The following is a 13,932-nucleotide window of genomic DNA, read 5'->3' as shown; positions in this document are numbered from 1 at the left end:
TAGAATTAAAAATTAAACTCTGGTAAAGCTAAATAAAAACGCTTTGAGGTGAGGTTTGATGAAAAAAATATTCAAAGTAATAATATTTACTATTATCATGGTTTTATTTACAAATATTTCTGTTTTTAGTAAAAATAATTATAATGATTATGATATAATGGTTAAGCAAGATCTTTTATGTCTTATGCTTGCTTATAGTGATTATATAAAAGATGTTTACAAGGATGAACATGGATTTATTTATCTTGTGACTAGGTCTAATAGGAAAATATTATATGATGATAAAAATGTGAAAAGTGATGAAGAAAAGCTAAATAGTCCAGATCTTCAGGATATGTTAGAGGATGTTTATTCGTTAGAAAGTATAGATTGTGTAGTTGAGGATGGGAAAAATCCAGGAAGAATACGGGTATATTCTCTTTTAAATGAGGTTTATGGTTATAGTGAGATAAATGTTGAAAACAATTTAGAAACTATTTTAACTCCTTACGGTCCTATTTCTTTTAATGGACAAAATGGAGCAGCTAGAGCTTTAAAAAGTGCTTTAGAGACAGCAAAATCTTATGAAAAAGAACAAAATTCAAAGATAATACAATTTGTTTTACCTATTATGGGAACTTTTAATTATAGGTATATTCAAGGAACAGGAAGATTAAGTCCACATTCTTTTGGAATTGCTATTGATTTAAATAAAAGTAATAGTGATTACTGGAAATGGGCAAAGAAAGAGGATGCAACAAAAAGAATTGCATCATATCCAAAGGAACTTGTTAAAGCTTTTGAAGATAATGGATTTGTTTGGGGAGGAAAATGGGCAAAATTTGATATATTACATTTTGAATATAGACCAGAAATAATACTAAAAGCAAGATATTTTGGTGAGAATACAAAAAGTTTAGAAAAGCCATGGTATTTAGATGTTCCACTTGATGATAAGACTAATGAAATTATAAATAAAATAGATCAATTATTTTAAGGGGGATTAATGTATAAAGAATTCTTTGAAAATAGAAAAATTATATTATTTTTTGCAGTAATAAGTTGTATTTTATGGGGAAGTGCGTATCCTGCTATAAAAATTGGATATGATATATTCCAAATAGAAACTAGTGATATAGAATCTAAAATACTTTTTGCAGGATATAGATTCGTTTTAGCGGGATTAATGGTTTTAGCTTTAGCTATGTTTTTAAAAAAATCAATATTTAAAATGAATAAAAAACAATTGCTAAGTTTAGTTATTTTAGGATTGACTCAAACGTCTCTTCAGTATGCTTTTTTTTACATAGGACTATCTTATACAACAGGAGTTAGAGGAGCAATTTTAAATGGAACAGGAACATTCTTTAGCATAATAATAGCACATTTTTTATACAAAAATGATAAAATTAGTATTAATAAAATTATTGGATGTATAATTGGATTTATTGGTGTTGTTTTAGTAAATGTTACAGGAAATTCTTTAGGTAGTGGATTTACTTTTAAAGGTGATGGGCTTATAATACTTTCAACATTTATATCGTCAGCTGCAACAATATACGGTAAAAATTTATCTCAAAAACAAGATACATTTATAATAACTGGTTATCAACTTTTTATAGGAGGAGTAGTGTTAACAGTTTGCGGATTTAGTCTTGGAGGAAGTTTGACTAACTTTAATTTACAGTCAATATCTCTTTTAATTTACATGGGATTATTATCAGCAATAGCTTTTTGTCTTTGGACGTTACTTTTAAAATATAATAAAGTTGGCAAAATAGCTGTTTTTAATTTTTTAACACCTGTATTTGGTTCGATATTATCAGCAATATTTCTAAATGAAAACATATTTAACAGCAAAACTATTATAGCTCTTATTCTAGTTTGTATAGGAATATTTTTGGTAAATAGTGAAATGAGCATAGTAAAAAATAATAAAAAAATACAGGTATAGATATACCTAATTTAATGATAATGAAACAAAACGTATCAAATCTTTATTTTGATACGTTTTTTATTTAGTATTCTTCGATTATGGCAAAACCAAACGCTTTAGGTCCTGAATGTATTCCAATTACGGAACTTATAGTTTTTGAATGAATCATATTTGCATTTGGATTTTTAGAAAATGCTTCTTGAAGCATTTTAGCTTCATCTAGCATAGTTCCGCAAGATACTGTAATTGAACATTTTCCTTTAGATAATGCTTTTTCACCGATATTAATTAATTTTTTTATAGCTTGTTTTGTACCGCGAACCTTTGAAATAGAGGAATATTTACCTTCATCATTCATAACTATTATAGGTTTTAAATTTAAAAGCTCTCCGATATTTCCACTTAGTCTTCCTATTCTTCCACCTTTAATTAAGTATTCTAAAGTATCTACTGTAAAATATATATTTGTTTTTTCACGAATTTTTGGAATAAGGTTACAAATCTCTGCAAAACTTTTGCCTTCTTTAATAAGTTTAGCAACCTCTATAACAAAAAGACCATTTGCCATAGACACTAATTTTGTATCAAATATAAAAGATTCAAGCTTTCCTTCAAAACTTTCACAAGCAAGTCTAATGCTATTTATAGTTCCAGAAAGACCAGATGATATAGGCAAAGCTATGACGTGTGTGTATCCTTTTTTCAAAAGTTCATTTAAAAGATTATTTGTATCGGAAACAGAAGGCATAGATGTTGTAGGAAGTTCATTTTCTAAATTTTTATAAACATCTTCAGAAGTTATATCAATGCCCTCAGTATATTCTCTATCTTTATATATAATTTTAAGTCTTAATAAATGTATATCATATTCATTTAAGTAATCTTCAAAAAGTCCACAAGAACTATCTGTAATTAGAGCTATTTTTTCCATAAGTGCCTCCTTAAGGTTAATAAAAAGTAATTTACTTTATTTATCAATAAATACATAATAATATTATAAATACAAAAATGAATAAATGCAACATGTAGTTTTTATAACTATATGATAAAGTTTAAAAATAAAACCATAATTTATTTTATGATTGAATCAATTAATAAATTATGGCAAATATAATTATTATTGCATGCTTTTAGCAACACATTTTAATAACTCTAAACAATTGTTTAGAGTTGTAGTATATTCTATATCAGGATTAAATTCAACAAAATCCATAGATTTAATCATTTTAGTTTTAAATAATGAATCTATTATATATTTAGCTTCGTTCATACATATACCATCTTTCACAGGAGTTCCGGTACCTGGAACCAAGTCAGGATTTGCACAATCTATATCAAAGCTTAAATGAATATTTTTTATATTTAAATCGTAAACTCTATTTAAGAGTTCTTCAATACACCTTTCTATTCCCTTTTCTTTAATTGATTTAGATGTCCAAACATTTAACTTTAGAGAGTTTATAAGTTCAAGTTCACCTTCATCTAAATCTCTAGCACAAAGAATAAATACTTTTTTCGGATCAACTTTTCTTCCTTTGAAGTAAATATCTTGAAGAGATTTATTTCCAACCCCCATAGAAGCTGCAAGTGGCATTCCATGTATGTTACCACTTGGAGATGTCAAATCAGTATTTATATCACCGTGGGCATCTACCCAAATAACTCCAAAATCTCCATTAAAATGTTTAGATACACCTGCTAAAGAGCCAAGTCCTAAAGAATGATCTCCTCCAATTACTAGAGGAAAGTTATTAGCATTTAAGCTATTATAAATAACTTGGGCTAAATTTTCATTTACATCTATAACAGAGGATAAGTACTTCATATTTTTATTATCGGCAAATTTATCACAAGAATCTATATGTTTTACATATAAATTTCCCAAATCATAAATCTTGTTATTATTGTTTTTAAATATATCTATAATGTTGTTCTCTCTTAAAGTATCAGGGCCTTTTTCAACACCTGGGTTATCGCATCCATAAAATAATGGAACGCCAATCATGTTAATGTTCATATTTATGATTCCTCCAAATTAAAATTATTAAAGTCTTGATTTAAAAATATAGAAGTAATTCTAAGTTTGCGACTCTATTTAGATGTAGTTTTGGCTAAATCTAAACTTATAATAAGTAAAAAACGTATTATAATCTTACATAGAGTTTAGTTTAACTAAACTCTATGTAAGATTATAATAAACAAGTAATATATTAAGACATTAAAGTATTGTTGTCAACTATTTAAAAATAATAAATATATTAAATTTAAATAATTTAAAAATTTTCAATTTCCATGATATTTATCACAGAAAATTAATTTAAAAGAATATAAAATAGCAAAGTTAATGATTATATAGTTGATTATTAACTTTTTTAATAATTAATAGTTTAAATTTAAACATAAAATATTAAAATAATTATAAATTAAATGAAAATACTATGTTTATCATATTAGGAGGTCGAAGGTATGAATAGTGAATTAAAAAAAACTTTAATCAATGAAATAGATGAATTTAAAGAAATTGCTTATAAATTTTTAAGTGGTGAAATAAATAGAGCTCAATTTAAAAAAGCATCTGGAAAGATGGGAGTATATTCACATAGGGATGGTAAAAGTTTCATGGTTAGATTAAGGACAACAGCGGGTGTAATTCCTGTTAAAAAGCTAGAATTTATACATAACTTAGCTAAAAAATATGATTTACATAAAATACATATAACAACACGTCAGGCTATACAGCTTCATGGAGTAAATATAGATGATGCTTGTGAAATTTTAAAGGAATCTATAGAATTTGGAATTTGTACAAGAGGTGTTGGAGGAGATAATCCTGGGAATATTGCAATGTCAGCTTTATCTGGAGTAAAGGTTGGAGAAGCTTTTGATATAGTACCTTATGTATTTGCTATAGATGATAATATTAAAAGACAAGTAACAAATTATAATTTACCAAGAAAATTAAAAATAAACTTATCAAACGATACTAAAGATAGGGTACATGTAACAGCTGTTGATTTAGGATTCTTAGCTGTTAAAGATGGTGAGAAGAATAAATTTAAGGTATTTATAGGAGGAGGAATTGGAAGAAATCCAAGAGTTGCTGTAGAACTTGAAAAACTTATAAATCCTGAAGATGTTGTATATCATCTAGAGGCGATAACAAATCTTTTCATGGCTGAAGGAGATTATAATAATCATGGAAAGGCTCGTATAAGGTATATAGTAGAAAGAATGGGTGAAGAGGCATTTACAAAATGTTATATGAAACATCTTAGTGAAGCTTTTGAAAAGTTTGGAGATTCTTTAAAGGTTCATCCTACTATAAAAGAAATCTTAAAAGCTGGAATAAAAACAGATATAAAATCATTTAGATTAACAGAACAAAAGCAAGAAGGACTATATAGTGTCTATGTAAAACCAATAGGTGGACAATTTAAAACTTGTGATATTGAAAAGATATTAAAAGCTATTAAAGAGATGGAAGATGTAGAATTAAGACTAACTAGTACAGAAGGGTATTATATTATAAACCTAAATGGAAAAGAAGCAGAGAAGATGTTAGAACTAACTGAGAGTATGACAGGAAAGACAAGACTTGAAGATTCAGTATCATGCATAGGTGTACCTGTATGTCAAATGGGGGTTATGCCATCTCAAACATTATTAAATGAGATAATAACATATTTTAGAGAGAATAATATAACAGACGATTTACTTCCACGACTTGCTATATCAGGATGTCCAAATTCTTGTTCAATTCATGAACTTGCACCAATTGGTTTTGCAGGAAAATTTAAAAGAGTAAATGGAACTATGCAAAATACCTTTGAACTTCATATTAGAGGAAAATTTGCAATAGGTCAAACTAAGTTTGGAACTTATGTAGGCGATATATTACAAGCTAGAATTCCAGAATATTTAATGGAAATAGCAAAAGAACTTAAAAAAGAAAATATGGAATTTGAACCTTGGTTTATTGCAAATCAAGAAAAATTTCAAACTATAACAAGTAATTATTTAGTTTAATATTAAAAAATGCATCTCAAACTATTTTGTAGTTTGAGATGCATTTTTTTTATAGTATTTAATAGGGAGTGGTTATTATTAATTAACGTGTTAGTTATTAAGTTTTTTAATAATATATATTAAATATATAAATTTTACTGAATATTACAGATATGATATAATAAATTTATAGATAAATTTTTAACAATATGTAAAAATTAAAAGCTAAATTATTTATCGTAGTCAATTTGTTAGGAGGATATACAATATGAATTTGGAATTGAAGGAAACTTTACTTAATGAAATAGAAGAGTTTAGAGAAATAGGACATAAATTTTTAAATGGAGAGTTAAATAAAGCACAATTTAAGAAAGCTTCAGGTAAAATGTGTGTGTATGCTCATAGAGATGGAAGAAGCTTTATGGTTAGATTAAGAACAGTATCAGGGGTTATTTCTGTAAATACTTTAGAATTTATATATGGTTTAGCTAAGAAGTATAATTTAAAAAAAATACATTTTACAACTAGACAAGCTGTTCAACTTCATGGAATAGGAATAGATGCTGCTTGTGATATTTTAAAAGAGGCATTAGAATTTGGAATTTGTAGTAGAGGAGCGGGAGGAGATAATCCAAGAAATGTTGCAATTTCACCTTTATCTGGAGTAAAGGTTGGGGAAGCTTTTGATATAGTACCGTATGCTTTTGCTATAAATGATAATTTTGAAAGACAAATAACAACTTATCATCTGCCAAGAAAATTAAAGGTAGCTGTAGCAAATGAAATAAATGATGAATCTCACGTAACGGCAGTTGATTTAGGGTTTTTAGCTGTTAAAGAAGGCGAGGAGGATAAATTTAAAGTTTTTATAGGCGGAGGGCTTGGAAGAAATCCAAAGGTTGGAGTAGAAGTTGAAGGTCTTATAAACCCTGAAGATGTTGTGTATCATGTAGAAGCTATGACAAGTTTATTTATGGCGGAAGGGGATTATAGTAATCATGGAAAAGCTCGTATAAGATATATTGCAGAAAGAATGGGAAATGAAGAGTTTAAAAATTGTTATAACAAGCACCTTGAAGAAACTTTTAAAAAATTTGGTGATACTTTAAAAATCAATCTTCGTGAAAAAAACATATTAAAAGTTGGTATAAAAACGAGTATAAAATCATTTAGATTAACAGAACAAAAGCAAGACGGATTGTATAGTGTCTATGTAAAACCAATAGGTGGACAATTTAAAACTTCTAATATTGAAAAGATATTAAAAGTTATAAAAGATATGCAAGATGTAGAGTTAAGATTGACTATGACAGAGGGATTTTATGTTATAAATTTAGATGGAGATGAAGTTAAGAGAGTACTGGATTTAACTGACTCTATGTCAGCTAAAACAAGAATTGAAGATTCGGTATCCTGCATTGGTGTTCCAACGTGCCAAATGGGAGCTATGGAATCACAATCGTTGTTAAATGAAATATTAACACATTTCAAGAAAGAAGGTATGACAGAAGATATACTTCCAAGACTTGCTATATCAGGATGTCAAAATTCTTGTACAGTTCATGAACTTATGCCAATTGGTTTTGCAGGAAAAATAAAAAGAATAGATGGTGATATGCAAAATACCTTTGAACTTCATGTTGGTGGTAAGTTAGGTATTGGGAAAACTAAGCTTGGAACTCATGTTGGAGAAATATTACAAGCTAGAATTCCAGAATATTTAATGGAAATAGCAAAAGAGCTTAAAAAAGAAAATATGGAATTTGAACCTTGGTTTATTACAAATCAAGAAAAATTTCAAACTATAACAAGTAGTTATTTGGTTTAATATTAAAAATACATCTAAACTGTATAACATAGTTTAGATGTATTTTTTTATAGAATATAAAATTTGAATAATATAATTGTTTATGGATTTTTTTTCTAGCTTATTAATATAAAATATATTATAATTATACTTAGAAATATATGTTAAAAAAAATTAATATTAAATAAAAAGAAAATCAATTACAGCTAAAAGATTAGTACAAGGAGGAGTATGTATTAATGCTAAATAGGATAACTTGGATAGATAAACTTGAGAAAAGATTTGGAAAGTTTTGTATTAAAAATTTAATGTATTATATAACAATATTAACCGCTTTTGTTTATGTTTTATCTATAATAGATGGAAGTCGAATAATAACAAAATTATATTTAATACCTCAGTTGGTAACACAAGGGGAGATTTGGCGTCTTATATCCTTTATTATAGTACCTCCTAGCACAGGTTTTATATGGATGGTATTTGCTATTTATTTATATTATGTTATAGGTTCAGGGCTTGAAAGGGCTTGGGGAAGTTTTAAATTTAATGTTTATTATTTTTTAGGAATGTTAGTGACTATAATAGTATCATTTTTAACTAAAATGCCAGCTGGTGCATGGTATTTAAATAGTTCTTTATTTTTAGCTTTTGCTATGGTATATCCAGACGTTGAATTTTTATTGTTTTTTATACTGCCTGTAAAGGTAAAATATTTAGGTTATTTAAATGGAATTTTAATAGCTTGGGAATTTGTAACAGCTTCTAGCATGGGTGAAAGATTGCTTGTTATAGCACCTGTAATTAGTTTTCTTATATTCTTTGGGCCATATATTTTTAGTAAGGGTAAAAGGAATGTAAAAAGCAAATCAAGAAAGAGAAGGCATGCGTCTCATTTAAAGGTAGTTAGACCAAGACATATTTGTAGTGTATGTGGAATCACAGATGAAGATGATCCTAAAATGGAATTTAGATATTGTTCTAAATGTAAAGATCATAGATGTTATTGTATAAATCATATAAGAAATCATGAGCATATAGAATAGCTTTATAATTATTTAAAAACTATACAGATTAAAAAATATTAAATTTTAGTCTGTATAGTTTTTTATATTCAAATACCAATATTTACATCAAAAAATATATAAAAAACTGCATATACTATATCTAGTACAGACAGTGGTCTAATATTTAGGATAGGTGTGGTGATTTTAGATGAAGAAAAAGATAGGGATAGTTTTTTATTTTTTAGGAGTAATCGCAGTATTAATATCATTTATGATACCTGTACATATTACTAGTGGAAAAACTATGAATGATAGCGAGGAGAATGAGATTTTTCAAGATAATAGAAGTGATAAAGATTATATTGAAACAGATGGAGAGGCATTAGAAAAAGGAGAGAAAGTTAAAAAAATTGCATATTTAACATTTGATGATGGACCATCTAAAAACACTTCTAAAATATTGAATATATTAAAAAAATACAATGTAAAGGCTACCTTTTTTGTAAATGGTAAACCTATATATAAAGACATGTATATAAGAATGAACAAAGAGGGACATAAAATAGGAAATCATACATACTGTCATGAGTATAATGAAATATATACATCGGTTGAAGATTTTAAAAGTGATGTTAATAAACTTAACAGGCTTTTAATAGAATATGGTATTAAACCTAATTATATGCTTAGGTTTCCTGGTGGTTCTAATAATACAGTAAGTGAAAAGTACGGTGGGAAAATTATTATGGACGAATTAGTTCAAGTTATGAGTGAAGAGGGATATAAGTATTATGATTGGAATGTTACATCTGGAGATGCATCAAAACAATCTTTGAGTAAGGAAGAAATTGTTAAAAATGTGATAAATGGATGTAAAAATAATAATAATGCGGTGATACTTTTTCATGACCTTAATCCTAAATTATCTACAGTAGAAGCTTTGCCAGAAGTGATAGAGTATCTTCTTAGTGAAAATTATGAATTTAGAACATTAAGTAATAATATGGATTCTTGTATACATTTTAAATAATTTATAATCTTTTTAGAGGTTTTTATATTTAATTTAATATAAAAATCTCTATTTTTTTAAAAAATATTTAAAAATGTAAAAATATATGATATATTTAATAAAATATAAAAATGAAAGTTGGGGGAATTATGCAAGAAAATCGATATGGGTTACCTACCGCTATAGCAATGATAGTTGGCATTGTAATTGGTTCTGGTATATTTTTTAAAAGTGATAATATCTTAATAGCTACAAATGGGAGTATAAAACTTGGAATATTAGTATTTATAGTTGCTGCACTTGGAATTATTTTTGGAAGTTTAAGTATTGCAGAGTTAGCTTCAAGAAATTCCGAAGTTGGAGGGGTTATAACTTATGCTGAATATTCTTTGAATAAAGAGTTTGCCTGTGCTTTTGGATGGTTTCATACATTTTTATACTATCCAACAATAATAGTCGTTGTTTCTTGGGTTACTGGAATATATGGATGTATGCTTTTTGGTTTAGAAGAAAGTTTAGAAGTTCAGATACTTATTGGAACAATTATTATGAGTTTAATATTTTTATTTAATATATTGTCATTTAGACTTTCTGGATATTTTCAAAATGCAGCAACTGTGATTAAGATTATACCTCTTATTATAATTGCCATTGTAGGATTGTTTTTTGGGAATCCTCAAAGTATTACAGGTGAACATGTTAATGCTTTTACTCAAACTAAATGGATTAGTGCAATAGCACCAATTGCTTTTTCTTTTGATGGATGGATAGTTTCAACATCGATTGGTCATGAAATAAAGGATTCTAAAAAAAATCTTCCAAAGGCTTTAATTATAGCACCAATATTTATACTTATTATTTATGTTTTATATTTTGTTGGGATAAGTACTTATGTAGGTGTTGAAAATGTAATGGCTCTAGGAGATTCTCATGTAAATGTTGCTGCCAATAGCATTTTTGGGGTTTATGGGGCAAAGCTTATATTAATATTTATCATAATATCAATTATGGGAACTGTGAACGGACTTATTATAGGATATATTAGAATGCCGTATTCATTGGCTATTAGACACATGTTTCCTAAAGCTAAAAGTTTATCTAAAATAAATGATAAATATAAAATGCCTATTTTATCAGTATTTTTGGTAATGGCAATATCTTTATTTTGGATGATAGTTCATTATATAACTGTTAAATTTAATATGCTTCAAAATTCTGATATATCAGAGATATCAATAACTATAAATTATGTGTTATACATTGTGTTTTATATAAAGGTTATAAGAATGGGGATTTCAAAAGAAGTAAAGGGCATATTTAAAGGCTTTATAAATCCATGCCTTGCAATAGTTGGTTCTCTTATAATTTTATTTGGAAGTATTGGAAATAGTTTGTTCTTTGTTTATGCGTTTATTTGCATATTGGTTATTTTAAGTGCTGTAATGTTTTATAAAAAGAATAAAATAAAGGTATAAGTTATTGTTATTGTTAAGTTTAACTTATATAATTATCTTTAGATACTAAAATATCTGAAGGATTTTTAATTGATAAAGGAGAGGAATTTTGGAAAATTTATATGTTTCAGATTTAGATGGAACTCTTTTAAATAATAGACAAGAGATAACTTTATTTTCAAGTGATAATTTAAATAAATTGATAGATAGTGGATTAAATTTCACCATAGCAACTGCTAGAACACCTGCTACTGTAGTTGATATAATAAGTAATCTAAATATTAAATTACCATTGATTCTTATGAATGGTGTTATTATTTATGATAAGGGTAGAGAAGAATATATAGATATAAAGGAAATTGATAATCAAACAGTCTTTAAGGTATTAGATGTTTTGGACAAAGGGTGTAAAAATTATTTGGTATATGCTATAAATCAAAACCATATGTATGTTTATTATAAAGAGTTTTTTAATGAAGCTGAAATTGATTTTTACAATGGAAGAAAAGATAGAAAGTTAAAAACCTTTGTTAAAACTGATGATTATAGAAAGTCTATAAAAAATTCTAAAATAATAAATATTGTTGTTATGGATAAAGAAGAATTAATAGATAAAATAAATAATGAATTAGATGCAATAGGAAATATAACAGTAAATTATTATGAGGATATTTATAATCCATCATGGTATTTTATGGAGATTTATAATTCAACAGCATCTAAAGCTAAAGGTATAGAATTTGTGTCTAATTATTTAAAATCTCAAAATTTAATAACCTTTGGAGATAATTTAAATGATATTCCTATGTTTTTAATATCAGATAGATGTTATGCTATGGAAAATGCAGATAAAAGACTTAAAGAAATATCAACTGGTGTTATAGGAAATAATAATGACGATGCTGTTGTAAAATTTTTATTAGAAGATATAGAAAAATAAATGTATGGAGGCAAATGTTTTGGAAGAAATACTAGAAGTGTTAGAGAAAGATAGTAGATATTCAGTAGAAGAAATAGCTATTATGACTGGAAAAACTAGGGAAGAAGTAGAACAAGCTATAAAAGATTATGAAAATAGTGGGGTAATTGCAGGATATACAACTCTTGTGAATTGGGAAAATACAAATTCAGAGATAGTAACTGCATTAATTCAAGTTAAAATTATACCGCAAAGAGGAGTTGGATTTGATAAGGTTGCAGAGAGGATATATAACTTTAAAGAGGTTAAAGCATGTTATTTAATGTCATCTGGTGGTTTTGATTTAACAGTAATAGTTGAGGGGAAAACAATGAAAGAAGTTTCTATGTTTGTATCTGATAAACTTGCAATTCAAGAATATGTAAATGGAATAGCAACTCATTTTGTTTTGAAAAAGTATAAGGAGCATGGAACTATTTTTAAGGAAAAAGGATTAAAGGATGATAGGGAGGTTCTTATTATATGATATTAGAAGATATGATATTAAAAAATATTAAAGATATGCCTCCATCTGGTATTAGAAAGTATTTTGATTTAGTAAATGAAATGGAGGATGTCATATCATTAGGAGTTGGAGAGCCTGATTTTGTAACTCCTTGGAATGTTAGAGAAGCTGGTATATATTCATTAGAAAAAGGACATACTCATTATTCATCTAACGCTGGGTTTATTGAGCTTAGAGATGAAATTTCTAAATATTTAAAGAGAAGATGTAATTTAGAATATGATCCAAAGGAAGAAATAATTGTAACTGTTGGAGGAAGTGAAGGTATAGACCTTGCAATAAGGGCTTTAATTGGACCTGGAGATGAAATTATAATTCCAGAACCGAGTTTTGTGGCATATAAAGGATGTGCTGCTTTTGCCGGAGGAACTGTTAAGATAATAGACCTTAAAGAAGAGGATGATTTTAAACTTACAAAAGAAGCTTTAGAAAAAGTTATAACTCCTAAAACAAAGGTGTTAGTCTTACCTTTTCCTAATAATCCAACTGGAGCTATAATGACTAGAGATGAACTTAAACCCATTGTTGAATTTTTAAAGGATAAAGATATTATTATATTATCAGATGAAATTTATTCAGAGTTATCTTATGGTAAAAAACATGAATCTATTGCTTCTTTTCCAGAAATAAAAGATAAGGTTATAGTTATAAATGGGTTTTCAAAAGCATATGCCATGACAGGGTGGAGACTTGGATATGCTTGTGGTCATAAAGTTTTAATAGATGCCATGAAAAAAATACATCAATATGCTATAATGTGCGCACCAACTACTGCGCAATTTGCAGCTATTGAGGCTTTGAAAAATAGTGATAAAGATGTAGAAGCTATGGCAAGAGAATATAATAGAAGAAGACGTGTTGTTGTTCAAGGATTTAGGAAAATGGGGCTTGAGTGCTTTGAACCAATGGGAGCTTTATATGTTTTTCCAAATATAAAATCTACAAATATTACATCAGATGAGTTTTGTCAAAGACTTTTAATGGAGAAAAAAGTGTTAACAGTTCCAGGTGATGCTTTTGGTTCATGTGGACAAGGGTTTATAAGATGTTCTTATGCAACATCTATGGAAGATATTGTTGAAGCATTAAAAAGAATTGAGGATTTTGTTAAATCATTAAAAAAATAGAAAAGTATGCTTAAAGCTAATATGAATTAATATTTATTTTTATAAAAATGAACAAATATAAGTACTAGTAATATTAATAATAAAATGTTAGAATTACATTATTGATATAAATATTAAACCATTTTAT

General features: G+C 27.1%; 12 protein-coding genes. 10 read left to right on the top strand and 2 right to left on the bottom strand.

What is annotated here, in order from left to right:
* The first annotated feature begins 58 nt into the window (after positions 1–58).
* Complete coding sequence (locus tag DR020_RS00695; RefSeq protein WP_112364975.1) at positions 59–976, top strand: M15 family metallopeptidase; 918 nt, start codon at positions 59–61, stop codon at positions 974–976.
* Between the two features lie 9 nt (positions 977–985).
* A complete protein-coding gene (locus DR020_RS00690; protein ID WP_055257981.1) occupies positions 986–1,933 on the top strand; it encodes a DMT family transporter in 948 nt (315 codons plus the stop codon).
* Between the two features lie 64 nt (positions 1,934–1,997).
* Here the strand turns inward: DR020_RS00690 and DR020_RS00685 are convergent, their stop codons facing one another.
* The gene (locus tag DR020_RS00685; RefSeq protein WP_055257979.1) at positions 1,998–2,846 is read right to left on the bottom strand and encodes a DegV family protein; all 849 of its coding nucleotides are present in this window, start codon (positions 2,844–2,846) and stop codon (positions 1,998–2,000) included.
* Positions 2,847–3,032: 186 nt separating this feature from the next.
* Complete coding sequence (gene rocF / locus DR020_RS00680; protein ID WP_112364974.1) at positions 3,033–3,932, bottom strand: arginase; 900 nt, start codon at positions 3,930–3,932, stop codon at positions 3,033–3,035.
* A 449-nt stretch (positions 3,933–4,381) separates the two neighbouring features.
* On the opposite strand from rocF, the gene DR020_RS00675 reads away from it, so the two are divergent.
* From DR020_RS00675 to DR020_RS00640, 8 genes are all read left to right on the top strand, one after another.
* The gene (locus DR020_RS00675) at positions 4,382–5,941 is read left to right on the top strand and encodes a nitrite/sulfite reductase (RefSeq protein ID WP_112364973.1); all 1,560 of its coding nucleotides are present in this window, start codon (positions 4,382–4,384) and stop codon (positions 5,939–5,941) included.
* Between the two features lie 247 nt (positions 5,942–6,188).
* Entirely contained in the window at positions 6,189–7,748 is a 1,560-nt protein-coding gene (locus DR020_RS00670) for a nitrite/sulfite reductase (protein ID WP_112364972.1), read from the top strand.
* A 218-nt stretch (positions 7,749–7,966) separates the two neighbouring features.
* Complete coding sequence (locus DR020_RS00665; protein ID WP_058993118.1) at positions 7,967–8,770, top strand: rhomboid family intramembrane serine protease; 804 nt, start codon at positions 7,967–7,969, stop codon at positions 8,768–8,770.
* A gap of 169 nt (positions 8,771–8,939) precedes the next feature.
* Positions 8,940–9,761: a polysaccharide deacetylase family protein gene (locus DR020_RS00660; protein ID WP_112364971.1), complete on the top strand. Its 822-nt coding sequence runs from the start codon at positions 8,940–8,942 to the stop codon at positions 9,759–9,761.
* Between the two features lie 128 nt (positions 9,762–9,889).
* Positions 9,890–11,215, top strand: coding sequence for an APC family permease (locus tag DR020_RS00655; protein ID WP_058993122.1), 1,326 nt, complete (start codon positions 9,890–9,892; stop codon positions 11,213–11,215).
* An 88-nt stretch (positions 11,216–11,303) separates the two neighbouring features.
* Complete coding sequence (locus DR020_RS00650) at positions 11,304–12,134, top strand: HAD family hydrolase (RefSeq protein WP_112364970.1); 831 nt, start codon at positions 11,304–11,306, stop codon at positions 12,132–12,134.
* A 19-nt stretch (positions 12,135–12,153) separates the two neighbouring features.
* A complete protein-coding gene (locus DR020_RS00645) occupies positions 12,154–12,639 on the top strand; it encodes an Lrp/AsnC family transcriptional regulator (protein ID WP_055257964.1) in 486 nt (161 codons plus the stop codon).
* A complete protein-coding gene (locus tag DR020_RS00640) occupies positions 12,636–13,805 on the top strand; it encodes a pyridoxal phosphate-dependent aminotransferase (protein ID WP_112364969.1) in 1,170 nt (389 codons plus the stop codon). The genes DR020_RS00645 and DR020_RS00640 overlap by 4 nt, the downstream gene beginning before the upstream one ends.
* The last annotated feature ends 127 nt before the right edge of the window (positions 13,806–13,932 follow it).

The organism is Sarcina ventriculi (assembly GCF_900456775.1).
GTDB lineage: Bacteria > Bacillota > Clostridia > Clostridiales > Clostridiaceae > Sarcina > Sarcina ventriculi.
The sequence above is the reverse complement of the archived record's forward strand: the minus strand, read 5'-3'. Positions and strand labels throughout refer to the sequence as shown.

Coding starts and splice junctions, on each gene's coding strand:
- DR020_RS00695 (WP_112364975.1), top strand. CDS start 59: ATGAAAAAAATATTCAAAGTAATAATATTTACTATTATCATGGTTTTA.
- DR020_RS00690 (WP_055257981.1), top strand. CDS start 986: ATGTATAAAGAATTCTTTGAAAATAGAAAAATTATATTATTTTTTGCA.
- DR020_RS00685 (WP_055257979.1), bottom strand. CDS start 2,846: ATGGAAAAAATAGCTCTAATTACAGATAGTTCTTGTGGACTTTTTGAA.
- rocF (WP_112364974.1), bottom strand. CDS start 3,932: ATGAACATTAACATGATTGGCGTTCCATTATTTTATGGATGCGATAAC.
- DR020_RS00675 (WP_112364973.1), top strand. CDS start 4,382: ATGAATAGTGAATTAAAAAAAACTTTAATCAATGAAATAGATGAATTT.
- DR020_RS00670 (WP_112364972.1), top strand. CDS start 6,189: ATGAATTTGGAATTGAAGGAAACTTTACTTAATGAAATAGAAGAGTTT.
- DR020_RS00665 (WP_058993118.1), top strand. CDS start 7,967: ATGCTAAATAGGATAACTTGGATAGATAAACTTGAGAAAAGATTTGGA.
- DR020_RS00660 (WP_112364971.1), top strand. CDS start 8,940: ATGAAGAAAAAGATAGGGATAGTTTTTTATTTTTTAGGAGTAATCGCA.
- DR020_RS00655 (WP_058993122.1), top strand. CDS start 9,890: ATGCAAGAAAATCGATATGGGTTACCTACCGCTATAGCAATGATAGTT.
- DR020_RS00640 (WP_112364969.1), top strand. CDS start 12,636: ATGATATTAGAAGATATGATATTAAAAAATATTAAAGATATGCCTCCA.